This is a genomic window from Pedobacter sp. (genome assembly GCF_031119335.1).
Classification (GTDB): Bacteria; Bacteroidota; Bacteroidia; order Sphingobacteriales; family Sphingobacteriaceae; genus Pedobacter.
The window spans coordinates 82,038-106,270 of record NZ_JAVHXT010000006.1; the positions used below are offsets into that span (position 1 = coordinate 82,038).

The 24,233-nt window shown below is 38.3% G+C and carries 20 protein-coding genes; 10 read left to right on the plus strand and 10 right to left on the minus strand.

Annotated features, from left to right (window positions below; translation table 11 throughout):
* The first annotated feature begins 161 nt into the window (after positions 1 to 161).
* A complete protein-coding gene (locus REI64_RS08490; protein WP_308849682.1) occupies positions 162 to 494 on the plus strand; it encodes a hypothetical protein in 333 nt (110 codons plus the stop codon).
* 108 nt (positions 495 to 602) lie between these two features.
* On the opposite strand, the gene ispG is transcribed toward REI64_RS08490, so the two are convergent.
* The 5 genes from ispG to REI64_RS08515 all read right to left on the minus strand — a co-directional run bounded on the left by ispG (position 603) and on the right by REI64_RS08515 (position 6,143).
* Positions 603 to 2,579: a (E)-4-hydroxy-3-methylbut-2-enyl-diphosphate synthase gene (ispG, locus tag REI64_RS08495; RefSeq protein WP_308849683.1), complete on the minus strand. Its 1,977-nt coding sequence runs from the start codon at positions 2,577 to 2,579 to the stop codon at positions 603 to 605.
* An 86-nt stretch (positions 2,580 to 2,665) separates the two neighbouring features.
* The gene (locus REI64_RS08500) at positions 2,666 to 3,265 is read right to left on the minus strand and encodes an RDD family protein (protein WP_308849684.1); all 600 of its coding nucleotides are present in this window, start codon (positions 3,263 to 3,265) and stop codon (positions 2,666 to 2,668) included.
* Positions 3,266 to 3,599: 334 nt separating this feature from the next.
* The gene (locus tag REI64_RS08505; RefSeq protein ID WP_308849685.1) at positions 3,600 to 4,580 is read right to left on the minus strand and encodes a LiaI-LiaF-like domain-containing protein; all 981 of its coding nucleotides are present in this window, start codon (positions 4,578 to 4,580) and stop codon (positions 3,600 to 3,602) included.
* Positions 4,581 to 4,681: 101 nt separating this feature from the next.
* Complete coding sequence (locus REI64_RS08510) at positions 4,682 to 5,353, minus strand: PspC domain-containing protein (protein WP_308849686.1); 672 nt, start codon at positions 5,351 to 5,353, stop codon at positions 4,682 to 4,684.
* Positions 5,354 to 5,453: 100 nt separating this feature from the next.
* Positions 5,454 to 6,143, minus strand: coding sequence for an SDR family oxidoreductase (locus REI64_RS08515; protein ID WP_308849687.1), 690 nt, complete (start codon positions 6,141 to 6,143; stop codon positions 5,454 to 5,456).
* A 242-nt stretch (positions 6,144 to 6,385) separates the two neighbouring features.
* On the opposite strand from REI64_RS08515, the gene REI64_RS08520 reads away from it, so the two are divergent.
* From REI64_RS08520 to REI64_RS08535, 4 genes are all read left to right on the plus strand, one after another.
* Positions 6,386 to 7,120, plus strand: coding sequence for an ABC transporter permease (locus REI64_RS08520; RefSeq protein WP_308849688.1), 735 nt, complete (start codon positions 6,386 to 6,388; stop codon positions 7,118 to 7,120).
* The gene (locus tag REI64_RS08525) at positions 7,117 to 7,869 is read left to right on the plus strand and encodes an ABC transporter ATP-binding protein (protein WP_308849689.1); all 753 of its coding nucleotides are present in this window, start codon (positions 7,117 to 7,119) and stop codon (positions 7,867 to 7,869) included. Before REI64_RS08520 ends, REI64_RS08525 begins: the two co-directional genes overlap by 4 nt.
* 18 nt (positions 7,870 to 7,887) lie before the next feature.
* Positions 7,888 to 8,148 carry a DUF2281 domain-containing protein gene (locus tag REI64_RS08530; RefSeq protein ID WP_308849690.1) on the plus strand — a complete coding sequence of 87 codons (261 nt, stop codon included), beginning with the start codon at positions 7,888 to 7,890 and terminating at the stop codon, positions 8,146 to 8,148.
* A 75-nt stretch (positions 8,149 to 8,223) separates the two neighbouring features.
* The gene (locus REI64_RS08535; RefSeq protein WP_308849691.1) at positions 8,224 to 9,105 is read left to right on the plus strand and encodes a class I SAM-dependent methyltransferase; all 882 of its coding nucleotides are present in this window, start codon (positions 8,224 to 8,226) and stop codon (positions 9,103 to 9,105) included.
* 157 nt (positions 9,106 to 9,262) lie between these two features.
* On the opposite strand, the gene REI64_RS08540 is transcribed toward REI64_RS08535, so the two are convergent.
* Together REI64_RS08540 and REI64_RS08545 are read right to left on the minus strand one after the other, a co-directional pair.
* Positions 9,263 to 10,333 carry an HmuY family protein gene (locus tag REI64_RS08540; RefSeq protein ID WP_308849692.1) on the minus strand — a complete coding sequence of 357 codons (1,071 nt, stop codon included), beginning with the start codon at positions 10,331 to 10,333 and terminating at the stop codon, positions 9,263 to 9,265.
* A gap of 39 nt (positions 10,334 to 10,372) precedes the next feature.
* Positions 10,373 to 12,670 (minus strand): TonB-dependent receptor, encoded by a 2,298-nt coding sequence (locus tag REI64_RS08545; protein ID WP_308849693.1) that lies wholly within the window; start codon positions 12,668 to 12,670, stop codon positions 10,373 to 10,375.
* 259 nt (positions 12,671 to 12,929) lie between these two features.
* Here REI64_RS08545 and REI64_RS08550 point away from each other — a divergent pair, with 259 nt between their 5' ends.
* Complete coding sequence (locus REI64_RS08550; protein ID WP_308849694.1) at positions 12,930 to 13,979, plus strand: hypothetical protein; 1,050 nt, start codon at positions 12,930 to 12,932, stop codon at positions 13,977 to 13,979.
* Between the two features lie 114 nt (positions 13,980 to 14,093).
* Here REI64_RS08550 and REI64_RS08555 read toward each other — a convergent pair whose 3' ends face one another.
* Positions 14,094 to 15,170 (minus strand): acyl-CoA dehydrogenase, encoded by a 1,077-nt coding sequence (locus REI64_RS08555; RefSeq protein WP_308849695.1) that lies wholly within the window; start codon positions 15,168 to 15,170, stop codon positions 14,094 to 14,096.
* Between the two features lie 91 nt (positions 15,171 to 15,261).
* Positions 15,262 to 15,903 (minus strand): nicotinamide riboside transporter PnuC, encoded by a 642-nt coding sequence (gene pnuC / locus REI64_RS08560; protein WP_308849696.1) that lies wholly within the window; start codon positions 15,901 to 15,903, stop codon positions 15,262 to 15,264.
* A 354-nt stretch (positions 15,904 to 16,257) separates the two neighbouring features.
* Here pnuC and REI64_RS08565 point away from each other — a divergent pair, with 354 nt between their 5' ends.
* Positions 16,258 to 17,190, plus strand: coding sequence for a tetratricopeptide repeat protein (locus REI64_RS08565; protein ID WP_308849697.1), 933 nt, complete (start codon positions 16,258 to 16,260; stop codon positions 17,188 to 17,190).
* A 102-nt stretch (positions 17,191 to 17,292) separates the two neighbouring features.
* Here REI64_RS08565 and REI64_RS08570 read toward each other — a convergent pair whose 3' ends face one another.
* Positions 17,293 to 20,208 carry a DNA gyrase/topoisomerase IV subunit A gene (locus REI64_RS08570; RefSeq protein ID WP_308849698.1) on the minus strand — a complete coding sequence of 972 codons (2,916 nt, stop codon included), beginning with the start codon at positions 20,206 to 20,208 and terminating at the stop codon, positions 17,293 to 17,295.
* Between the two features lie 525 nt (positions 20,209 to 20,733).
* Here REI64_RS08570 and ligA point away from each other — a divergent pair.
* From ligA to dapA, 3 genes are all read left to right on the plus strand, one after another.
* A complete protein-coding gene (gene ligA / locus REI64_RS08575) occupies positions 20,734 to 22,749 on the plus strand; it encodes an NAD-dependent DNA ligase LigA (RefSeq protein WP_308849699.1) in 2,016 nt (671 codons plus the stop codon).
* A 53-nt stretch (positions 22,750 to 22,802) separates the two neighbouring features.
* Positions 22,803 to 23,183, plus strand: coding sequence for a GxxExxY protein (locus REI64_RS08580; protein WP_308849700.1), 381 nt, complete (start codon positions 22,803 to 22,805; stop codon positions 23,181 to 23,183).
* Positions 23,184 to 23,257: 74 nt separating this feature from the next.
* Entirely contained in the window at positions 23,258 to 24,136 is an 879-nt protein-coding gene (dapA, locus tag REI64_RS08585) for a 4-hydroxy-tetrahydrodipicolinate synthase (protein WP_308849701.1), read from the plus strand.
* The last annotated feature ends 97 nt before the right edge of the window (positions 24,137 to 24,233 follow it).

Consider the following 24,233-nt stretch of genomic DNA (forward strand, 5'->3'; position numbering starts at 1 on the left):
CGACAACCCTTAAACATTTTAACGTAAACAATTGATGATGAATGAGCTTTACCGAGTAAAAAATGCTATTGATAGGCAACGGTACTCCTTATGTACATAACAGTTCAATCTAGTTTTACAATGCAATAATTTAGCATGGTAAACATTAAAAGAATGACATCATGAAAGTGGCAATACTCAACATTATAATTCTTATAGTTTTAATACTGGTAGCGCTTGCTATTGACGCAAAAGCACAAGATAGCACAGTTTTAAAAAAAGCTGATTTTACAAGTTGGGTGATTGAAAGTAATACGAAAACTCCGAAAATTTCTGCGATAAAATTTTATAATGCAAAGCAGGAATTGATTTATCAAGAAATAATTAGCGGAAAAAATATAAATGTAAACCGAGTTAAAGTATTAAAGAAGCTTAACGAGGTGGCTAGATTAATAGAAACAAATAGAAAAATTACACCAAATAACCTAGTAGCAGCAAGCCTTAAAGTAAATTAAAGCATAAAAGGGGATGTTTAATACAAGTTACCTATACTGTACTCTTTTTAAATGAATAAAGATATAGCTTAGTTAAAAATACCAATCAACGCTTGTAGCATCCTCTTTTTATTCTTTTTCTATCCAATTACCATCTGCCCTAATAATTCCAATTAGCTCATCGATGGCATTTGCAGTATTTACATTTTTCTTTACAACTTCCTGTCCGCGGTAAAGTGTAATCCTATCAACACCAGCACCAACATAACCATAATCTGCATCTGCCATTTCTCCCGGACCGTTCACAATGCAGCCCATTATTCCAATTTTAATTCCTTTTAGGTGCGATGTTCTAGCTCTAATCGCCTGGGTGGTTTCCTGTAAATCGAACAAGGTTCTTCCGCAGCTTGGGCAAGAAATGTATTCTGTTTTTGAGATACGGGTACGGGTAGCTTGCAAAATACCAAACGAAGTTGAGTTGATGACTGACAAAGGAGTTTCTTTTGAGTTGATCCACACACCATCACCAAAACCATCGATAAATAACCCTCCCAAATCTGTTGAACTGTACAGCTGAAAATCCTCTAAACCGACACCGTCAAAAGTTCTTTCGATAATTACAGAAAATTTCAAATCTGCAGTCAACAATTTTGTAAACGCATGGCGAATGGTTTGCATCGCATTTTCAGCCTCGGTAGCTAAAACTAGTACAACGCTTTGTAAAGACGATAACTTCTCAGGAACCAAATCTTCTGCTAAAACCCTTACGAAATTTAGTCTATCATCCTTAACCTCGGCCTCAATAAATTCATTTAAACTAAATAAAGGATGGCAGTTCTGCTTATCGGCCAAGCCGAACCAAGTCTGGTAATTGTATAATTGTTTTAATCCGCCAGGAAAAGAAAACGACGGTAACTGATTACCCAAATAAACCATATCGCAAGCTTGGTCGGTAAGGTTGTATTTATCTAGCAAAGCTGAATAGTTAAACCCTACAGCATTTAAAATAGCTGGATCTTTTAGGTTTTCATTTTCGAGATTGATAATTACTCTTGGCACCTGGTGACCGCCAAAGTTTTCGATTTCGTCAGTAAGCCTGCGTTTGTATTGGAAGGGACTATAACCCCCTAGCCCCCTAAAGGAGGAACCTTTTTTATTCAAATTGGCTTCAGCTATTTGTAACTCCCCTTTTAGGGGGTTAGGGGGGTATCTATTAGCCAAAGCTCTTGCCACTGGAGCTTCAAACTCTGGATCTTCGGTTAAGGAAACCCTAATGGTATCACCCAAACCATCTGCCAGTAAAGTACCAATGCCCACTGCAGATTTGATACGACCATCTTCACCATCACCGGCTTCGGTAACGCCTAAGTGCAAAGGATAGTTCATTCCTTCTTTTACCATGGTTTGTACCAATAAACGGTAAGCTTGCACCATCACTTGCGTATTGCTAGATTTCATGGAGATCACCAAATTGTAGAAATTTAGATCTTCACACATTCGGATAAACTCCATCGCCGACTCTACCATTCCGTGCGGCGTATCGCCATAGCGGCTCATGATGCGATCTGACAACGAACCGTGATTGGTGCCAATGCGCATGGCAGTGCCGTATTCCTTACAAATCTTTACCAGTGGCGAAAATTTATCGTAAATACGGTTCAGTTCTCCTTGGTAAGCAGCATCAGTATAATCTATATTTTCGAATTTCTTTTTATCAGCATAATTGCCCGGATTTACACGTACTTTTTCTACGATACGTGCAGCTACTTCTGCTGCATTTGGTGTAAAATGGATATCGGCAACCAAAGGTACATGGTAACCACGCAGACGCAACTCTTTTTTGATGTTGGCTAGATTGTCGGCCTCTTTAATACTTGGTGCCGTGATACGCACATACTCGCAACCACTTTCTACCATGCGGATGGTTTGCTCAACGGTTCCCATGGTATCCATCGTGTCGGTGGTTGTCATAGATTGGATACGGATTGGATGATGCGCACCCATTGGCGTATCTCCTATCTGCACTTCACGTGTTACAAACCTAGAATATTGGGTTAAGCTGTTACAATAACCTCCGTCTAACAAAATTGCTTCTTTTTGCTGCATGGTGTACAAAGATATAAAAAGTTAGACTGTTAAATTGTTAGATTGCTGTTATGTTCAGTTATTCAAAACTCAATCATTAATCATTTCTACAACAACCTATCTTTAACTACTAAAGTGCTTGCCATCGAGTCATGTAAACATTGCTGTTTTTTGTTAAGGAAACAATAGAGATATCCGAAACCGAGCGTCATATTTGATACTATCTTAGCAAGATTTCTAACTAATGCAGTTCCTGTAGAAATTGCTGCTCCATCATCACCTGTTACTTTTATGTCCATCATTTTCTTTCCAACTGTACCTTGCGTTTTGGAACTTTCACCAATAACATTGTACAAAAATTTTGTAAAAGGTATTAATAAACATACAGTTGCTACCAAAGCAATTCTATTGTCCTTATCTTCTATAGAGACAACAGCGATTGCTAAAATGATTGCATACACTAAAGTGATGATAAAAAAATCAATTGCCCAAGCCATTAAGCGTTGATCGAAACTGGCAAAATATTGGGGTGTGTGCTTAGGTTTACGAAACCCCATCAGTTCACGAAGTTCTTCTAGCTCATGAGCTTCCTTATAGTCATCCATGCCAGGCTTCCTCACGAAAGTATCCGGAAAGATTTCCATTTTTTTCAATTCCTCTAAAGTATATGGCCCCTGAGGTTTACCTTTTACAACAATAGTGTACAAACTGGTTTTTGGTTAAATTGTATCTAGCTTAATTGCCAAAGGTATAAAGGTAGTTAAACTAACTTATCGAGTAAAAAAAGCTGTTACAAAAATGGTTGGTGATAACACCAACCATTAGTAAAATGTGAGCTCCCCTGGAGCTATTTGCGAATTATAGTAGAAATTGCGATTAAATACTACGAATGTTCGGAAGATCTAAAATTGGATAGATTGCTTCACTCTTCCCGCTTATCCTTACGCTTCAGTTCGCAATGACGCACCTATTTTCGTCATTGCTCCGATGTGTCCACACGATAGGAATAGTCGGGATAAACTATTCAAAATTCAATCATTTTTAATACGTGTCTACTTCGAAATTACTCAAACCGCCATCAAGCTTAATAAACACCTTGTTTTTAGAGCCTTCATAGTTTGGCGTTTCATAATAACCATCATCCTTCTTAATGAAGCCCTTAAAATCTTTAGAAGCCAAACCTGTATGGGTTTTAATTCTACAGCCAGAACCTTGAGGTACTTTAATTTCTACATTGGCAACACCTGTCTTAACATTTACATCGGTAATAGGTAACAACTCTCCAATTCTGATTTTCAGATCTGCTGCACCACCATCAAAGTTCAATGTTCTAATTTTGTACTTGGTTAAGTCGAAATCTAGCTCTCCAGCACCCATAGTAAGGTTTAATGTCCAAAGTGGTTGCGTGTTTAAGCGCACTCTTACTTGATTACCCCCCGAGTTGAATGTCCAGTTATTTTTCTTACCCTTACGTCTGTCGTTCATTTTAAAGGTTAAGGTATTGGTGGTATCTGTGGTGGTTTTTGTTAATGAAAAGTTTCCTTTCTTTTTATTTACACTTGCCTCAAAAAGACTATCGGTAGCATCACTAAGTTTAAAAGAAGTACCTCCTCCAGATAAATTCAAAATGGTTTTCTTGCTCGAATCCGCCACGTTGTAAAGTTCTGAGAATTTTAGTCCTTCAAAAATGGTATCGTTATCATTGTGGATATCATCCCAATCAATGTCAGCTTCTATATTTTTATCTTTCCAAAACCCAAGCCAACCTCTATGTTGAGGCTTTTCTTGTCCTCTAACAAATAAAAATGCCAGGGCAATAATGAGAATGGCTAACGAAACAATGCTTCCGGTTTGTGAACCATTCCTATTTAAAAGCATATTCACACCGCCAATAATTAGGAAGATTGGCCAAAAGCCCCAAACGTTTCTCCAGTAAAACTCTATGATATTAAGGTTATCTAGCAAGAGCACACCACCAACGAACAGTAGTAGTACACCCCATATTATTCTTTCGTATTTCATTATTATATTGTTAAAGGTTGAAAAGTTATAATGTTCGAACGTCGAAAGGCTCTTGTTTGTTAACTGCCAACTGAAAATTGTTAACCGACCCCTTCAGCTTGCTAATATTTCGTCTCCTCAGTAGTATCAGTATTTGTTGGAGGTGTTTGCTGTGTTGGTTCTGCAAAACCGCCTTTATTTTCATCTTTACGCTGCGCTTCTTCGGTAGTTTTCTTGAAGTTTTCCCACTCGTTTTTGCGTTGGTTTTTAAAGATCAGGCTTACACCTAAAGCAACAATTGCTAATGGCCATAATTTGTAAATCTTAAAGATATTAAACCAATGAGGTACAAGATCTAACTGTCTCATCAAGAAGTAAACCCCTAACACCAATAAGATTAGGCCTACTACAGTTTTGCCTGTATCGTTAGTTTTTACCGGCGGTGGATTATCAAATTTGGTAAACGCATCGGCGTTTTGCGTATTCCACTTGGTTTGCTCCGTTTGTTGAGTTTGGCCTGCAAAAGCTTCTGGCGAATTGAATATTGAACCACCTTGAGGATTTTGCTGATAAAAATTCTTAAAGTTCTTGTACTTAACCGATGGATCGTTGTTAACTGGCGCCACAATCCACAATACGATGTAAGCCAAAACACCACTACCAGCTAAAAATATCGTTGTTAATACAAATAACAATCTGATGATAGTTACATCAATTTGCATATAATCTGCCAAACCAGAAGCTACACCAGCCACTGCTTTATCGTGATCGTTTCTATATAGTTTCTTTTCCATTTTTCATCTATTTAATTTTATTTTTAGCGGTGATGAAGCTGCCATAATTTAATATCATATTCTGTAGTTTTGAAAATTATGGCGGTTTCGTTTCTCCTTTCTAAAAATCTAAAGGGCTTAGTGTTACCTCATCTACATTTGCTCCATCACTTAGCAGCAGTACAGTCTTGATAACCTTGGCAACATCTTCGGGCTGTACAAACTTTGCTTTGTCTAGGGTTGTTCCTTCCCATGAAGCAGTGTAAGTAGAACCCGGAATTACCGCAGTTACCTTAACCTTATAAGGGGCTAATTCCTTTCGGATTACATAATTAAGACTAAGCATAGCTGCTTTTGTTACACTATAACTTCCAGCATTTTCTACTGGATTTTTGCTTGCTACCGAACAGATATTAAAAATATGCCCAAATCCTTGTTCACGCATCAATTTTCCAATCCTTTTACTGATAAAATAGCTTGTGTTTAGATTAACCTGCAGCTGATTTTCGAAAACTTCATCTTCTTCATCTATTAATGATCCAGGCACAAAAACACCAACGTTATTCACCAAAACATCAATTTTTGGAGCAAAAGCTAGTGCTTCCTCTACAAACTTTAACACATCGCTTTTCACCCCACAATCTGCTTCAACAGTTAATACATCTACATTAAAACTTCTTAGTTCAGCTTCTAAGGTGACTAATTCATCGAAATTTCGTGAGCAGGCAATGATATTATACCCACTTTGTGCCAATTCTAGTGCGATAGCTTTTCCAATTCCTTTTGTTGCTCCGGTTATTATTGCGTTCATATAAAATTGTTGTGATGTTGAAATGTCGTAAAGTTGAAATGTTGTTTGTAGAAACGAATTGATTGCCATTACAACAATAGCGCAATTTAGCAATTAAACAATTTTACACACCCTACCTTTAAACCTACAAAAGAGGCAATAAAATTCCAATCGTTAATATTTTTTCAATAATTAAGCTAAGCCAGAACATTTTTGTTGTTTCTTTGTATATTATTGAGTTAAATTAAACAATTGTTTATTAGATGAATTTTACCAATTTCGGTCGATACATACTCCTTTTAAGAGCAGCGTTTAAAAGGCCCGAAAAGACGAAAATATACATGAAAGCCATTTTTCAACAGATGAATTTCATTGGTGTTGGCTCTCTAGGACTAATCAGTATCATTTCTACATTTATCGGGGCGGTAATGACTTTACAAATTGCCTTCCAATTGGTTAGCGATTTCATTCCCAAAACCATCATAGGATCGGTGAACCGCGATTCATCAATTTTGGAGCTTAGCCCAACAATTAGTGCTATTGTATTAGCTGGTAAAATTGGTTCGGCTATTTCCTCAGAAATTGGTACCATGCGAGTGAGCGAGCAAATTGATGCTTTAGAAATTATGGGTATCAATGCTCCAGGCTACTTAATTTTACCTAAAATTATTGCAGGTATCACCATGGTTCCGGTACTCGTAATTATTTCTATGGTATTAAGTATTACTGGCGGATATTTAGGTGGTACATTATCTGGTGCGGTTGCTCCTGCAGAATATATTCAAGGTATTACTACAGATTTTAACCCATTTACTATTGCTGTTGCGTTGGTTAAAGCGTTTGTTTTCGGCTTTATCATTACTTCGGTACCAGCTTATGAAGGATTTTACGTTAAAGGTGGTGCTTTAGAAGTAGCGCAAGCAAGTACCCGTGCAGTAGTGGTAAGCTGTATCAGCATTTTAGCCTGCGATTATATTGTAACCCAGTTAATGTTATGATCGAGATTAAGGATATACACAAATCGTTCGGTGATAACGATGTACTAAAAGGCATTTCTGGTAAATTTGAACCAGGTATTACCAATTTAATTATCGGTGGCTCTGGCTCTGGAAAAACTACACTATTAAAGTGTATGATTGGGTTGCACCATCCAGAAAAAGGAAATGTAGAATACGATGGCAGGGATTTTACACAATTAAATACAGAAGAACGTATCGAGATCAGGAAAGAGATTGGCATGCTTTTTCAGGGTTCTGCCCTATTCGATTCGATGACTGTTGAAGAAAACATCATGTTTCCTTTAAATATGTTTACCGATCAATCTAGAAGCGAAAAGCTTGATCGAGTTAACTTCTGTTTAGAGCGGGTAAATCTCGAAGGAAAGAACAAACTATTTCCAGCAGAGCTTTCTGGAGGGATGAAGAAACGTGTGGGTATTGCTAGAGCGATAGCAATGAACCCTAAATATCTTTTCTGCGATGAGCCCAACTCTGGTTTAGATCCAAAAACTTCCATCGTTATTGATGAATTGATTAAGGAAATTACGGAAGAATATAATACCACTACCATTGTAGTTACTCACGATATGAACTCCGTAATGGGCATTGGCGACTACATTATGTTCTTGCACCAAGGTAAAAAGTTTTGGGAAGGTTCTAATAAAGAAATCGCTAAAACTGATATCGAAGAGCTTAACGATTTCGTATTTGCGAGCCGTTTCATGAAGGCTGCGAAAGATAAATTTTAAAATCCTTATCTTTGTTGTATGATTGGTGCATACGATAAGAAAAATATCATCAAAAAACTTCAAGAACTTCCTATAGAATTATTGGGAGAAGTAGAAGATTTTATTGATTTTTTGAAAGCCAAACACGCCAAAGCTTCGGCAGAACCAAACAAGGTGGAAGAACCTAAAAGCTTATACGGAGCAGCGAAGGGTCTGTTTATTATTCCCGATGATTTTAACGAACCTTTAGATGATTTCAAGGAGTACATGTATTCCTGTGATAATGTACAACTTACCTAGTTCTTGATTATTTAAAACAACTTTCGCATTAAGATTGCTTCGTACCTCGCAATGACGATTCACATAATATAATACATGATACAACTGCTTACACCAACACACTGGAAAGATTACGAATTAATTGACTGCGGCGATTTTGAGAAATTGGAACGTTTCGGCAACCTGATATTATCTAGACCAGAGCCGCAAGCAGTTTGGAAAAAAGTATTGTCGCCAGAGGAATGGAGGAAAAAAGCTCATATCACTTTTCGTGGTCGTTCTGCTACTAGCGGCGAGTGGGTAAGGCACAACAAAAGTGTACCCGATCGTTGGAATGTAAACTACCAAAATGACGAGGTAAGCATCAATCTTCGTTTAGGTTTGACATCGTTTAAACATGTTGGCGTTTTTCCAGAGCAGGCTGTAAACTGGGACTACATTTCATCATCTATCAAAAGTTTTAAAACTCCAAGCCCAAAAGTACTGAACCTTTTTGCTTATACAGGCGCAGCTTCTTTAATTGCTAAAGCGGCAGGAGCCGATACCACTCACGTTGATTCGATTAAACAAGTAGTGAACTGGGCTAACGAAAATCAAGAACTTTCAAAACTAAAAGATGTACGTTGGGTAGTTGAGGATGCTTTGAAGTTTGTAAAAAGAGAATTGAAACGCGGCAAAAAATATAATGGTATTATCTTAGATCCACCAGCTTATGGCCATGGGCCAAATGGCGAAAAGTGGAAACTAGAAGATCATATCCAAGAAATGATGCAAGATGTTGTTCAGTTATTAGATCCAGAAGAACATTTCTTGATTTTAAATACCTACTCGCTTGGTTTTTCTTCTGTAATTGTAGAGAACTTGATTAAAACATCGTTCCCACAGGTTAAAAATTTGGAAACTGGAGAGTTGTTCTTACAAGCTACTTCTGGTATTAAATTGCCCTTGGGAGTATTTGGTAAATTTAGGACCCCCTAGCCCCCTAAAGGGGGAATTATAATAACGAATTCCAAATAGCAAGCTGTTTTCTAGTCCCCTTTAGGGGATTTAGGGGTAAAAGAGAAGCCCCCAAATCCATGGAGGCCTTCCCTAAACAAAACAAACTATTAATAATTGAGATACACTAACTAACCAACTATCCTTTTTTAACTAGTTTATATTCTATAACAGGCTTGCCACGAGTACCTGCATCGTTTGCATGAAAACTATTAAATTTCAATTTGTAAACATTGCCGGAACCATCTTTTATAACATAGAACACCTTTGAATTTACACCAGCTGATGCCGCTGGGCTCGTTATTCTCCACTTAGACCCAATTTCATCTCTATTAGATAAAAAATTGGTGCCAGCTACGTCAGCTTCAGCATACGCAGCATAAGATTTCGTATCTGTAGAAATTTGTGCAGCAGTAACACCTCCTAGTTTATTAAGGAATACTAAATCAGAAAAGTTATACGGCACCATTTGACCGAAATTAGTTTCATAGACCGAATATCCCCATACTATATCCCAACTCGCTTTCTCTGGCTCTACATTAACAACTGTACCGCTTGTTAAAGAAATGAACTTGAAATTAAAACTTGCATCTTTAGCTACATCAACTGACTTAAATCCTGATGTTTGTTTAATCGTTCCATATTGCACTGTATAGCCACCTGTAGCATTCCTGGTCACTAATAATTTAATCCACGCTCTGGCTGCGATACCTCCACCTGTACCTCTGTTTAAGATAATAACCTTGTTGTCAGATGCAGTTGCTGAAACTGCTGGAATTACAGTAGAAGAAATACTTCCGTTAATAGGATCATAGAAGTTAAAATCTTCTGGCTTTGGTGACATCTGATTAAATCCAAGCACCAAACCAACTGTGTCGGCCTCTCCAACAGCTGTCAAACTATTTGCAGTTTGAATAACTTTAGCACCAGCACTGGTTGAATTATTGATAATTACTCTAAACTCAGCACCTGAATAGAAACCCAAATCCCATGAACTTCTAAGAACAGGAGTTTGTTTATCAGCACTAAAATCTACATAAACACTATTTGCCGCCGAAGCTCCATCTTCCGTACCAGCTATTCCATTTAAAGTCATTGTACTTCCATCAGATGGTGGTACCACAATAATGGGATCGACTTCATCTTTTGAGCAGGCTGTAAATACTGATGCCAGCAATGCCACCGCAAAAATTGAGTTAAGTTTATTCATCTTCTTTAATTTATTTTTTAGTTAATAATTAGTTATTGATTAAGATTTGTTCCAGTTGAAAGTAAGTCCCAACACGTAAGAACGGCCGTAGCTATAAGCCACAGAGCCCCCGCCGCCGCCATGAGGGCCACTAGATCCTGTTTCTGTATTACTAAGTTGAGTTACATCGAACAGGTTCTTAACACCTGCATTAATGGTAAATCGTTTGTAGATATTTTTATTGAACATGATGTCCGTCCAACTGAATGCACCAATTTTAGTTTCCTTCACACCGTTTGGCACCGTATTATCGGATGTATAACCTGGTCTTTGGCCTGTGTATTTGAAAAATGCGCTTATAGATGCATCTATTTTTGGCAGGTTGTAAATCAGGTTACTGAATAATTCTGGTGTCCAAGAAAATTGCGGAACTGCCATATTATAGTCGCCTTCAGAAAACGAATTGTACCTACCTATGTAAGACAAACCTAAATCAGCCTTTAAAGCTTTGTAAGCAAATGTATTGGTTAGCGATGCGCCTGTAGTTTTAAATCTTCCTACATTAAAAAGGCTAGTAACAGTATTGTCGTTAGGATCTTGAGTAAAACCAATTCTATTCTTGAAAATATTGTAGAAACCAGAAAGATTTGCAGAGTAACGAATTTCATTTTGATTGATTGGTGACCACACGAAAGATCCATTAAAACTGTTCGAGTGCTCTGCTTTCAAATTCGGATTTCCGTAGATGGTATGGCTGGCATCCACAAAGTCGTAATATAATTCTCTTAAAGCCGGAGCTCTAAAACCAAGGGCATAAGCTAACCTGAAATCCAGATTATCCGTTAGTATAAATTTGGTGTTTAATGATGGAATTACTGGCGGAGCGTCATAAATGGAGTTTTTAATGAACCTTGCTCCTGGACGTAAACTTACTTTTGCACCTAACTTTATTTCCGAAGATAGAAATAGCGCATAATCTTCAATTACTGGATTACCTTTAATTCTATTGGCACTGGCTTCATCCCTGTTATATTCTAACCCACCTTGAAAAGAAATCATATCAGATGCCTTGTAATAAGCTACCCCCCTAAAAATGGCTGTATTAAATTTGGCGACATCCTGTTCTCCTTGCCCCGTACTTAACACCTTGGTTCCTGTAGCAAAGTTTTGCTCAATGGTATTTGTTTTCCTTTGCAAATCTGTATAGCCCAAAACTCCATTGATACGTAGTTTGCCTGATAAATTGATGTCTGATTGCAACTGATGGGTATATCTATTGGTAATGTAAGTAGGAAATTTAGCTACGTAAATATTTGGGTTCATGCCTGTCTGACTGGCAATTTTCTCATCCACCAAATCCAATCTATACCAAAGATTAAACTTGGCATTTTCGTATCCCACTTTGGCATTGCCGAGATACTGATCCTTTGCCCTCCACCAAGTGATTAATGGCATCTCTTGAATGGTAGTAGTTTTGGGCGGCACATTCCATCCACCAAATTCATTCCTACTGAAACCAGCTAGCGCATGCCAACCTTTGTTTCGCCAGTTGAGCGATATATTTTTATTGTGCAGACCATCACCTGCTAAAGTGCCATATTCCTTCCCAACTGTTTCTTCTTGCAGTCTAGCAGATACACCAAATTTTGCTTGTCCTGCTCCTTTTGTGATAATGTTGATTACCCCAGCTAAAGCATCGGTACCGTAGGTTACAGAAACTGGCCCTTCAATCACCTCTATTCTATCAATAGTATTGATGTCAATTTGGTTTAAGCTTTCCCTCGAATCCGAACGGTCTATTACAGGCACACCATCTAATAAAATTTTGATGTTCCTTCCGCCCATACCCATTAGTTCTACATCACTAATACCTAAAACCAAATCGTTGCTAAACCTAAAACCAAACTCAGTATTTAAGATTTGCTGGATATTGGTAGCTCCTCTTAATTTTATTTTTTCTGAGCTGATGCTACGCACATTGTAAACAGAGTTTTTTACAGATTGCGCTTCGTATTGTCCCGTAACCACTACTTCGTTTAACTCATAAGATTTTTCTTTGATGGTGATGGATTCTAGCTGCTTATCACTAGTTTCATTAATAGCTACCTGCTGTTCTTCACTAGAAACGCCCGACTTAATTATCAAGATTGAACTACCGCTTAGCGCAGAAATTCTAAATCTTCCTTCAGCATCAGTATAAGCGATGTTTCTCGTTCCTTTAATCGACAATGTCAATCCTGATGCTGGCTGTCCATCGGCAGTAAGCACTTTACCTCGCAATGTAATGGTAGCAGTTTGCGCAAAAAGGATATGTAAGTTTAAAACGAACAGAGTAGCTAGTAGTAATTGTTTTTTCACCTTATTTAGAATGATTTCAAATAATAGCGCAATATTAAATATTTATTTAGACTAATTACAAATAATATTCAAAGTTTTTTCACCATTCTATTTTAATTCGCTGAAAAACATCTATTTTAGAGAGTATATATTTTTTTGTGTCGATGTTGATAAGTAAGCTTAACAACTTTTAACAAATGATGTATTTTTGAAAAATTTGAATGAAAGCAAAAGCTGCTTAATACCTTTGAAAGCATTAACTAAAAAACCAATAAATAGGATGAAATTCACTAAGATCGCAAGCATGATCTTGGTAGCTGGGGCTACCATCTGTACATTTACTCAATGTACCTCTGATGCAAAGGATAAAAAAGGCAAAGACGGTGCAAAAGGGGCTGACACTACCGCTACAGCCAAAGAAGAGGAAGTTGCAACTATCATCCCTGTGGATAGTGCCAAATATAATGAGCTTGTAAAAACCAATGCCAATGGCGATACTACTGGTAAATGGCCAGTAAAAAACCATCCTATTCCTTTGGACGGAGCTATATTGCCATTTAAGCGCATTGTTTGTTATTACGGTAATCTTTACTCTAAAAAAATGGGTGCTTTGGGCGAGTACGAGCCAAAAACCATGTTAAGTATGTTAGATAAAGAAGTTGCTAAATGGAACAAAGCTGATCCTTCTACTCCCGTACAACCCGCTTTACATTATATTGCAGTAGTTGCCGCTGGAGATCCTGGTAAAGATGGAAAATATAGAAACCGTATGCCATTTAAGCATATCGACTCGGTATTGAACATTGCTAAAATGCGCAAAAACATGATCGTATTTTTGGATATTCAAGTGGCGTTAAGTACTATACAGGTTGAATTACCATTATTGGAAGAATACTTAAAATTACCGAATGTTCATTTAGGTATAGACCCCGAGTTTTCGATGAAAGGCGGTGTATTACCGGGCAGAAAAATTGGAACTTACGATGCTAGCGAAATCAACTATGTTTCTGGTTACTTGGCTAATTTAGTTAAAAAATACAATTTGCCTCCGAAAGTATTTGTTGTTCACCGTTTCACGAAAAAAATGGTAACTAATTCACAAAGCATTAAATTACGTCCAGAAGTACAGGTAGTAATGCACATGGATGGCTGGGGCGAACCTGACCTGAAATTTGGCACTTACCGCCACTTTATTTACGGAGAACCTGTACAGTTTACAGGCTTTAAAATTTTCTACAAAAACGATTTGAAAAAGGCACCTCACAGGTTAATGACACCAGAAGAGTTGCTGAAACTAAAACCGCGACCAATTTACATACAATATCAATAAGCCGGAGGCTTGTTGGAATTAGGGTGTCGGAAGTCTTTCTGACACCCTTTTTCTTTACCCCTAAATCCCCTAAAGGGGACTTCGTAATTAGTCCCCTTTAGGGGATTTAGGGGTTTAAAAAGTTAACAATGCATGCTGGCTCGCCGTATGCAGATCCCTCCAAACTCTATTGATCTCGGTTTCTTTTTTTGCGGCTTCTAGACCTGCGTATGGGTATAAAGTATCTACAACCCGCCTAGACTGATGTGCTAATTCTCTGCTCAACCTACTCACCTCTTTCAATAGAGTTTCATCAATAGATTTTTGATGAATTAACTGATACCATGAATTATCAAAAGCTTCATAAAAATGTTCGCGAATGGTGGTCAAGGTATGTTTACATTTCATTAATTCATCCTCAAAAAAAGAAACTTGTTCCGGCAAATACCTTTTGAAACCAGAACGATTGAAAAAACTATCGTTCACTAAATCTAAAAAGCGTTTAGCCATCCCTAAGCTATTCACCGCCAAAGTAGTTTCTGCTAGTTGTAAAAATGGATAGTCAAAACCTTCATCAGCAACCTTAGGTTCGTTAATTTTAAAAGAACGGTTAGCTGGAACTTCTACATCATGAACGTCAAAAGCATGACTTCCCGTGGCTACCAAACCAAAATAAGACCAACCCGATTGTATCTCTACTTCATCTCTTTTTAAGATGAAAGACTTGATAACTGGCTTTCCTTCTTCATCTAAAATATCAATCCCATTTTCATCTTGTAGGGTGCAATTTGCGGTAAAGATAGTGGCATGCAAGGCACCACTGGCGTATTTCCAATGTCCGTTGACACAGTAACCATTTGCTGTCTTTTGAGCCGTACCTCCAACAGCACCGCTACCTGCGAAACAAACTTTTCTGTCGGCAAAAACTTCCTTTGCCAACTCTTCATCCAAAAAGCCGGCAAACCAACCTGCACCGCTGCAAAGGGTAACCGTCCAAGCGGTACTACCATCTATATAAGCCAAATCTTCTTCCAGCCTTAAAATCTCAGGCAGCTTTTTTCCTGGTCCACCGTAGGCAACTGGCACGTACAATTTAAACCACTCTTCCCTGTAAGCTATTTCTAAAACGCCTGGATGTAATTCTCCTAAAGCTTCAGATTGAGGCGCTAGTTTTAAAATGGCTTGCTGCCAAGTTTCTGTAAGTTGTTCCATATTTGTTTAGATATGAGTATTAAGACTGTAAAGTTAACCCCTAAATCCCCTAAAGGGGACTTTGCATAGCCACATTGAATAGCACCCCCCTTTAGGGGGCTAGGGGGGTGTAGGCTGCTAACTGTAACTGCTTCTTATAAATTTTCTTCCAATCGAAATAACCGAAAATGGCCACGATGAAAAAGAACAATGTAAGTAATGAGAATAAAACCAAATCTTTATGCCAAAGCAGAGGTATGGCAACAATGTTTGATATATTAAGGAAAATCCAGTTTTCTATTTTACGACGGGCTAACAACCACATGCCCGCCCAAGCTACAGAAGATACAAAAGCATCTAAAATCGGTACATCAGAATTGGTGAAGTTGACTAAAGCATAGTACAATACAAAATAACCAACAATCGAAATGGCTAAGGCTATCTGTAGTTCTTTTCTGGTTGTCCAACTTACTTGTACCACTTCTTTCCTTGCTTTGCGTTTGCTCCAAATAATCCAACCGTAAACGCTCATGACCAAGTAGTACATACTCAATAAACTCTCTGCATATAACTTTACGTTGAGTTTTAGATATAATCCAAGCAAAATTCCAATAATACCTGCTGGATAAAGTAAGATATTATTACGCTTAGCCAATAAAACTTCGGCAACACCAAAAGCCACAGCAAACCACTCTAAGTAACTAATTGCACGAGCCTGCTCTACAAACAGACGTAGATATTCCTGAATTTCCATTCTCAATATTTTGCCCAAAGGCGATAAAAAATAAATGAAAACTGCTTTCAGGGCGAAACAGTAATTGGCTTAAACCTCTAAATTTAATCCCTACGTCGGTATTATCCGCATCAGGTGTATCTAAGGCAGAGGGTTGGAAGGTTAAAGTGTCAGAAGTTGATAGTGTTTTACCTTCTGCCTTCCCTCCTTCTAATCTTCTACCTTAGAATGGGTATAATCTCAGCCTGTTAAATATTGGGTATTAAACAAGCACCCCTTTGAGTTGGGCAAATATAAAACAAATCCTTATCTTACATAGAAATTCATAAAATTAAAAACATGAGAGTATTTACTACCTTTTGTCTCATATTTTCCATGACAATATCATTAAAAGCACAAAAGGCAGACACCAATGGTATGACCGAAATGACTAAGGGTGTAACTGCATATAGTGCAAAAAATTATACTGAAGCTATCAATTGGTTTAAAAAAGCAGCTGAGAAAGGATACGTAGATGCAATATATAATATAGGCGTAATGTATGGCAATGGAATAGGTGTTGTGCAAGACTATACTGAAGCTGTGAACTGGTACAAGAAGGCGGCAGAAAAAGATAATATCGGGGCTATGGTAAATCTTGGAGTAATGTATCATGATGGATTAGGTATAGCTAAAAACTTTACCGAGGCCATTAAGTGGTACACAAAGGCAGCAGAAAAAGGCAGTACAAACGCAATGCACAACCTAGGCTTAATATACACCAATGGAAATGGCGTAAAGCAAAATCATACCGAAGCTATGAAATGGTTCAGAAAATCTGCCGAGCAAAATAATGCAAACTCAATGTATAGCATAGGCTTGATGTATGCCAATGGAGAAGGTGTTGAGCAGAACTATAACGAAGCTATCAATTGGTATAAAAAGGCGGCAGAAATGGGGGAAGAACGCTCAATGCTTAACATTGGATTATTATATGATCAAAAACAAAACTATACTGAGGCCTTAAAGTGGTATACAAAAGCAACAGAAAAGGGAGATTATAAGGCTATGAATAATATTGGGGTATTTTATCTAACGGGTCAAGGTGTAGAAAAAAACTATACCGAAGCTCTTAAATGGTTCAAAAAGGGAGCTGATAAAGGTAACATCGAAGCATTACTTAGTATAGGATTAATGTATTTACGCGGACAAGGTGTAGAAAAAAATAATACAGAAGCACTTAAATGGTTCCAAAAAGCAGACGCAAATGGAAATACAAATGCAAAAAAATATATAGACTTATTAAAAAATCGCACCAGTAACAATTAAGCTAAAGTTCCGTTATGTAACAGCCGTCTTGATATTTGATATCAAAAAAATATAATTTAAAGCCTTACTACTTGACGTTAACAAGGCTTTTTATTTAAAATATTAAAATAAAGAACCCTGCCCCTTATCATCTATCTTAATATCTCCAGGATTGGTAATCTCGAATGATATTTTCTTTTTCTGAACAACTGGTTCTGCAGGTTTTTCGCTGTCTGCAGTTTCTGTTTTCACTTCCTCCTGTTTCGGTTCTTCTATCACCAAAGGTTTAGCAGCAGATTTAAAACTAGGTTTTGCTTTCTTCGGTTCCTCTGGCTTAGCAGCAGCGTCAAAAGTCGGACTTTCTTCATTTGGCTCTGGCGTTACCTCAGCAACGTGAATTTCCTCCACAGTTTCTACATCGCCATTCGTGTCTTCTTCGCCACCTGTCGATGGGTCTGTATGCACCTCTGTAACTTCAAAATGTGCCTCTTCTAGTTCAGTTAAACCGATTTCAAGCTCAGCATCAACTAATGCAACTTGCTTAACAACATGTGGTGTCAACCTATTTCCGTTAGCTTTCCATCCCTTCACATCAATTAAACTCGCTAATTCAAGCTCTAAAGTTTCTGGAGTTTTGGTCTTGCCTTTTTCAACATCAACGGTTAGCTTGGCATCTTGCTTTCCGGTAATGAAAACCATTTTCGAGCCATTCTCTTCACTGATAAAGCTCACCACTTTACCAATTGGCTGTACCTCGAACACAAATCGTTTTACGAAATAATTCTTCGCTTTGCCATCGTAATGCACCACACCATAAACATGCTCTGGGTTGTACTTCTGCATTAAAACAATGCCCGGATCAAAGTGATTGCTCAGCTCGAAAGTGCTCAGTTCATAGGTACCGTTGCCGTAAACCTGTAATATTTTATCGTCGCCATCAAACTCGCCCAAATATTTACCTCTTCCATCCACGTTTAAGCGTTTCAAGATATCATCGTACCAAATTTTGATACCCGCTAAAGTAGAAACGCCCTTCGTTTTTAGCACCACTTTTTTGATAGGAAACTTCACCACAATGTTCCCCATAGAGCTACGTCCTTTGATGGCAATATTAGCGAAATCGATATCAATAGCCAGCTTTTTCAGCTTAGAGTGAGGTTTCAACTGCACCGAAACTACTTCTGCCTCTCCATTTGGGTTAGCAGAAAAATATAAGGACTTAGAACCCTTAGTGCCTTTTGTTAAATCGTACTCCTTATCGCGGGTTACGCCCAACACCGAGAAACGCTTGATGTAACTGATACCGCTGCCACCATCTTTATAAATCATGTTGTAAACGGTACGCTCATCGCCTTTTTTGAAAACCTGCGCATGAATAATGTTCTTGCCCACAAAAGTTTTATCCGCCACTTTGGTTACAATAAACCTACCATCCTCACGGAAAACAATAATCTCATCTATATCTGAGCAGTCTCCAATTAATTTGTCTTTTTTAAGACCTGTACCAATGAAACCATCCTCTGGGTTCATGTACAGTTTTACATTTGCCAACGCAACTTTAGCCGCCTCTACCCTATCGAATAACCTAATCTCCGTTTTACGCTCGCGTCCCTTACCATATTTTGCTTTAATTTTCTCGAACCAAGCAATGGTATAATCCGTTAAGTGGCGCAAATGCCCTCTCACGGTTTTCATTTCATCTTCCAAAGTCTTCATCATCTCATCCGCCTTTTTCACATCAAAACGAGTGATGCTACTCATTGGCTTATCGATAAGTTTTTTGAAATCTTCGGGCTGAATTTCACGATATAACGAAGCCTTAAACGGTTCGAACAAACGATGTAAAACCTGCACTACCGTATCAAAATCTCCAGAATTTTCGTATTCCGGATTTTTGTACATCCCTTCCTGGATGAAAATCTTCAACAAAGAACTAAAGAAAACACGCTCCTGCAATTCATGCAAACGAATTTCCAACTCTTGCTTTAACAGAGATTTGGTAAACTTCGTGTTCTGCTCAAGAATATCATTTACACTTAAGAAATGAGGTTTATCGTCCTTAATTACGCAAGTATTTGGCGAAATGGAAACCTCGCAATTGGTAAAGGCATAAAGCGCATCTATCGTTACATCTGGAGAAATACCTGGCGCCAAATGCACCACAATTTCTACGTTTGCAGCCGTGTTATCCTCAATCTTCTTAATTTTGATTTTGCCCTTATCATTTGCAGATAAAACGCTATCAATCAAAGAGCCTGTAGTTGTGCTGTACGGAATTTCGGTAATCACCAAGGTCTTTTTATCACGCTCCGTAATCTTTGCACGCACCCTAATTTTACCACCACGCTGACCTTCGTTGTAGTTCGAAAAATCGGCCATACCACCCGTAAAAAAGTCGGGCAAAATGTTAGACCTATTTCCCCTCAAAATCTCTATCGAAGCATCTATTAGTTCGTTAAAATTGTGGGGCATAATCTTGGTTGCCAAACCTACCGCAATACCTTCTGCTCCCTGCGCCAACAGCAAAGGAAACTTCACCGGCAAAGTCAAAGGTTCGTTGTTACGGCCATCGTAACTTAACTGCCAAATGGTTGTATCTGCGTTAAAAACTACATCGTTCGCAAATTTCGACAACCGAGCTTCAATGTAACGTGGTGCAGCGGCACTGTCGCCGGTAATAGGGTCGCCCCAGTTCCCCTGACAGTCAATCAGCAAATCTTTTTGGCCAATCTGCACCATCGCATCCCCAATAGAGGCATCCCCATGCGGGTGGTACTTCATCGTGTTCCCAATCACATTGGCCGCTTTGTTAAAACGTCCATCGTCCATCTCCTTTAGCGAGTGCATAATACGGCGCTGTACGGGTTTAAAACCATCGTTAATGTGCGGTACAGCCCTATCTAAAATTACGTAAGAAGCATAGTCTAGAAACCAATTTTCGTACAAACCATTAATTGGAATAACGGTATGCTTGTGTTCTTCAACACGTTCCTCTTCGGGCAAATTGGTTTCGTTTAAATCGTCCAGTTCTTCACTCATGCGCTAAAAAAAGTTTTTGGGATGCGTAAATATAAGACTTGAAGCCCATTTTTACGACAGAAGTTTTTAACAATTAACGTTAAGTTTTTGGTTTACAACAAGCTGACGAATTAGAAAAGCAGAGACAGTAGTTCTTCGTTTCCGAAAGTCCCGCTATTCGTTTCAATCTTTTTGAATTCTATTGCCGTCATTTCGAACGCAGAGAGAAATCTCAAAGTTAGATGCTACTATGTACAGATTTCTCTCTGCGTTCGAAATGACGCTCCAAAAAGCATTTCCACTCCTATCGGGTTTAGAAAACTTAAACCTGTGCACAACACCTGCATTTTAAACCCGGTAGTAGCGAACACGTAGGGCAAACCTATGTTTGCCCGAAGTAAAGCGAATAACGGGGCTATCCAATTATCGTGGCCACTAACCTTGCTTTTCTAAAACAAAAAATTATACTGATTTGCATCCAACAATTCATCAATTAAACAATCAAACAATTTACTAAAACTACTCGCAAGTCCTTATCTTCGCCTTATGTCTATGTTTGCGATAAAAGAACAAATGGATGCCTTGGTTGCCGAACTGAACCAGCATACCTACAATTATTATGTTTTGGCCATGCCAACCATCGGCGATTACGAGTTTGACAAGAAATTGGAAGAACTCGCCAAATTGGAAAAGGAACACCCAGAGTTTGCCGACCCCAATTCTCCTACACAAAAAGTGGGTGGCGATATTACCAAAACTTTTAACACCGTAAGGCATAAGTGGCCAATGTTATCGTTGGGCAATACTTACAATGAGCAAGACCTTAGAGATTTTGACGAACGTGTACGCAAAGCCATCGGCAATAATTTCGAATACGTTTGCGAGTTGAAATTTGACGGATTATCGATGAGCATTACTTACGAAAATGGTGTAATTACCCGTGCAGTAACTCGTGGCGATGGTACGCAAGGCGATGATGTAACGGCAAACATTAAAACCATTCATTCTATTCCGCATAAAGTAAAAGGTACCGATGTACCTGAAACTTTTGAAATACGAGGCGAAGTTTTTATGCACCGAGCAGCTTTTGAGCGATTGAACAGAGAACGTGAAGAGTTGGGCGAAGTAACTTATGCCAACCCAAGAAACTTTGCCGCCGGAACGGTTAAAATGCAAGACTCTAAGGAAGTGAAAAAACGTCCGTTAGATTGCTTTTTATACGGTTTATATACTGACAAGCAGTTTTTCAAAACGCATTGGGAAAGCCTTGAAGCCGTTAAAAGTTGGGGCTTTCATGTTTGTGAGCACACTAAACTAGCTGGAAATATTGAGGAAGTTTTAGAATTCATTCACTATTGGGATGCTGAACGTTTCAAATTGAGTTACGATATTGATGGGATTGTAATTAAAGTGAATAGCTACGCCCAACAGCAAGAACTAGGCTTTACAGCTAAATCTCCCCGCTGGGCTATTTCTTACAAATACAAAGCAGCCGAAGTACAAACGGTTTTAGAAAAGGTTACCTACCAAGTTGGACGCACGGGTGCAGTTACACCTGTAGCCAATTTAAAGCCAGTAGTTTTAGCGGGCACAACGGTAAAAAGAGCAACGTTGCACAATGCAGATGAAATTACACGTTTAGATTTGCACGAAGGCGATACAGTTTGGGTAGAAAAAGGCGGCGAAATCATTCCTAAAATTATCAAAGTAAATTTAGAGCTAAGAAAACCCGATACTAAGGCTATCCACTTTATTGAAAATTGCCCAGAATGCGGCACGCCATTAATTCGTAAAGAAGGCGAAGCTGCTTATTACTGTACTAATGATGAAGGTTGCGGCCCGCAAATAGTGGGTAAAATACAACATTTTATTGGTCGCAAGGCAATGAACATTGATGGCTTAGGCGATGAAACCATCGAGACTTTTTACAAACGTGGTTTGGTTCGTCACATCAGCGATTTGTATAAGCTTCATGAGAAGGCAGATGAACTGAAAGCTATCGAACGTTTCGGTCAGAAGTCTATTGATAACATGTTAGCTGGTATCGAAAAATCTAAGGAAATGCCTTTTGAAAAAGTACTTTTCGGATTGGGTATCAGATATGTTGGCGAAACCGTTGCGAAGAAATTAGCAAAAGGCGTAAAAAATATCGACAATTTGGCAACAGCATCTTTAGAAGAATTAACAGCCATTGATGAAATTGGTATCCGCATTGCAGATAGCATCCATGAATATTTTGCACAAAGCAGCAACATTTCGCAAATAAACGAATTGAAAGATGCAGGTTTATGCTTTGAAGTAAAAGAAACAGCAAATAAGCCTCAAAGTGATAAATTAAATGGAAAAACATTTGTAATTTCGGGCGTTTTCGAAAAATATAGCAGAGATGAATTGAAGAATTTGATAGAAGAAAACGGAGGCAAAATCTTAAGCGGTATCTCAGCAAAACTCGACTTTTTAGTTGCAGGAGATAATATGGGACCATCGAAATTAGAAAAAGCCACCAAACTGAATATCAAATTAATTAGCGAGGACGAGTTAGAACTTTTGATTAACCACTAAGACACGAAGAACACCAAGAAAAATTATAATACAACTTACAGCATATCTACCGTATGACTGAAGATGAAATAGCTAAAATTATTGTTCAAGCTGCTTACAATGTACACGTACAGCTCGGACCTGGTTTATTGGAATCTGCATATGAAGCTTGTTTAGTTTTTGAACTAATAGATTTTGGATTAAAAGTTTCTTCGCAAGTGAATTTGCCTTTAAATTACAGAGGTGTTCAACTTGAATGCGGTTACAGAATTGATATCTTAGTCGAAGACAAAGTTATTATTGAAGTAAAATCAGTAAATGAACTTAACAACGTTCATTTGGCTCAAACATTAACCTACTTAAAGCTAAGTGACTATAAGCTAGGTTTACTAATCAACTTCAATGTTGTAAGAGTAAAAGATGGAATAAAAAGGATTATAAACGGCAATTTATAATTACAAGTAAAGCAAATTAATGAAAACACCTTTGTGTCCTTTGTGACTTGGTGGTTAAATAACAATAAATAAAAATGAACAAATTTCACGGAACAGGTGTAGCATTGGTCACACCTTTCAACACCGATGGCTCGGTAGATTATCAGGGCTTAGAGCGCCTGATTAATCACTTGGTTAATGGAGGTATTGAGTACCTCGTATCTTTAGGGACAACTGGCGAAACCGCTACATTAAGCAAGGACGAGAAGAAGAAGGTGTGGAAATTTACCGCTGAAATTAACAATGGTCGTTTGCCTTTAATGGCTGGTATTGGTGGCAATGATACTTTAAGCGTTGCCGAAGAAATTAGAACTTTCGAAAGCACTGGCTACGATGCTATTCTTTCCGTTAGTCCTTACTACAACAAACCTAACCAAGAAGGCGTTTACCAACACTACAAATATCTAAGCGAAACTAGTCAATTACCAATTTTGCTTTACAACGTACCTGGCAGAACTGGTATTAACATGACACCAGAAACTACTTGTAGGTTAGCTCATGATTTCAAAAACCTAATTGGTATCAAAGATGCCGCTGGTTCTTTTGACCAGTTTAACCAAATCATGAGAGATAAACCAGCAGATTTCATGCTAATCTCTGGTGATGACCCTGTGGCACTACCAATGATGTCTATTGGTGCTGTTGGTGTAATTTCTGTAATCGGAAATGCGGTGCCAAGACAATTCTCGGATATGATTAGGTTATGCTTAAACGGAGAATTTGCAAAAGCTACGCCTGCACACTTAAGCTTGCTAGAATTTACTCGTTTGTGCTTCGCAGAAGGCAACCCAGTAGGTGTTAAATCTGCTTTAAAACAATTAGGTATTTGCGATGATGGTGTGCGTTTACCGTTAGTTAAAGCAAGCACAAGCTTAAACGCAGCTATTGCAGCACAATTGAAACAGTTGGCGTAAGTTAACGCCACTAAATATATAAAAAGGCCCGATAGGAATTTCTATCGGGCCTTTTTTTTTATGCGATACCGTCATTGCGAGGCACGAAGCAATCTGT

Bases quoted from the DNA above. Each gene is read 5' to 3' on its own strand.
- REI64_RS08540 (WP_308849692.1), bottom strand. From the start codon at position 10,333: ATGAATAAACTTAACTCAATTTTTGCGGTGGCATTGCTGGCATCAGTA.
- REI64_RS08520 (WP_308849688.1), top strand. From the start codon at position 6,386: ATGAATTTTACCAATTTCGGTCGATACATACTCCTTTTAAGAGCAGCG.
- REI64_RS08490 (WP_308849682.1), top strand. From the start codon at position 162: ATGAAAGTGGCAATACTCAACATTATAATTCTTATAGTTTTAATACTG.
- pnuC (WP_308849696.1), bottom strand. From the start codon at position 15,903: ATGGAAATTCAGGAATATCTACGTCTGTTTGTAGAGCAGGCTCGTGCA.
- REI64_RS08555 (WP_308849695.1), bottom strand. From the start codon at position 15,170: ATGGAACAACTTACAGAAACTTGGCAGCAAGCCATTTTAAAACTAGCG.
- ispG (WP_308849683.1), bottom strand. From the start codon at position 2,579: ATGCAGCAAAAAGAAGCAATTTTGTTAGACGGAGGTTATTGTAACAGC.
- REI64_RS08570 (WP_308849698.1), bottom strand. From the start codon at position 20,208: ATGAGTGAAGAACTGGACGATTTAAACGAAACCAATTTGCCCGAAGAG.
- REI64_RS08510 (WP_308849686.1), bottom strand. From the start codon at position 5,353: ATGGAAAAGAAACTATATAGAAACGATCACGATAAAGCAGTGGCTGGT.
- REI64_RS08565 (WP_308849697.1), top strand. From the start codon at position 16,258: ATGACAATATCATTAAAAGCACAAAAGGCAGACACCAATGGTATGACC.
- REI64_RS08505 (WP_308849685.1), bottom strand. From the start codon at position 4,580: ATGAAATACGAAAGAATAATATGGGGTGTACTACTACTGTTCGTTGGT.
- REI64_RS08525 (WP_308849689.1), top strand. From the start codon at position 7,117: ATGATCGAGATTAAGGATATACACAAATCGTTCGGTGATAACGATGTA.
- REI64_RS08530 (WP_308849690.1), top strand. From the start codon at position 7,888: ATGATTGGTGCATACGATAAGAAAAATATCATCAAAAAACTTCAAGAA.
- ligA (WP_308849699.1), top strand. From the start codon at position 20,734: ATGTCTATGTTTGCGATAAAAGAACAAATGGATGCCTTGGTTGCCGAA.
- REI64_RS08535 (WP_308849691.1), top strand. From the start codon at position 8,224: ATGATACAACTGCTTACACCAACACACTGGAAAGATTACGAATTAATT.
- dapA (WP_308849701.1), top strand. From the start codon at position 23,258: ATGAACAAATTTCACGGAACAGGTGTAGCATTGGTCACACCTTTCAAC.
- REI64_RS08550 (WP_308849694.1), top strand. From the start codon at position 12,930: ATGAAATTCACTAAGATCGCAAGCATGATCTTGGTAGCTGGGGCTACC.
- REI64_RS08515 (WP_308849687.1), bottom strand. From the start codon at position 6,143: ATGAACGCAATAATAACCGGAGCAACAAAAGGAATTGGAAAAGCTATC.
- REI64_RS08580 (WP_308849700.1), top strand. From the start codon at position 22,803: ATGACTGAAGATGAAATAGCTAAAATTATTGTTCAAGCTGCTTACAAT.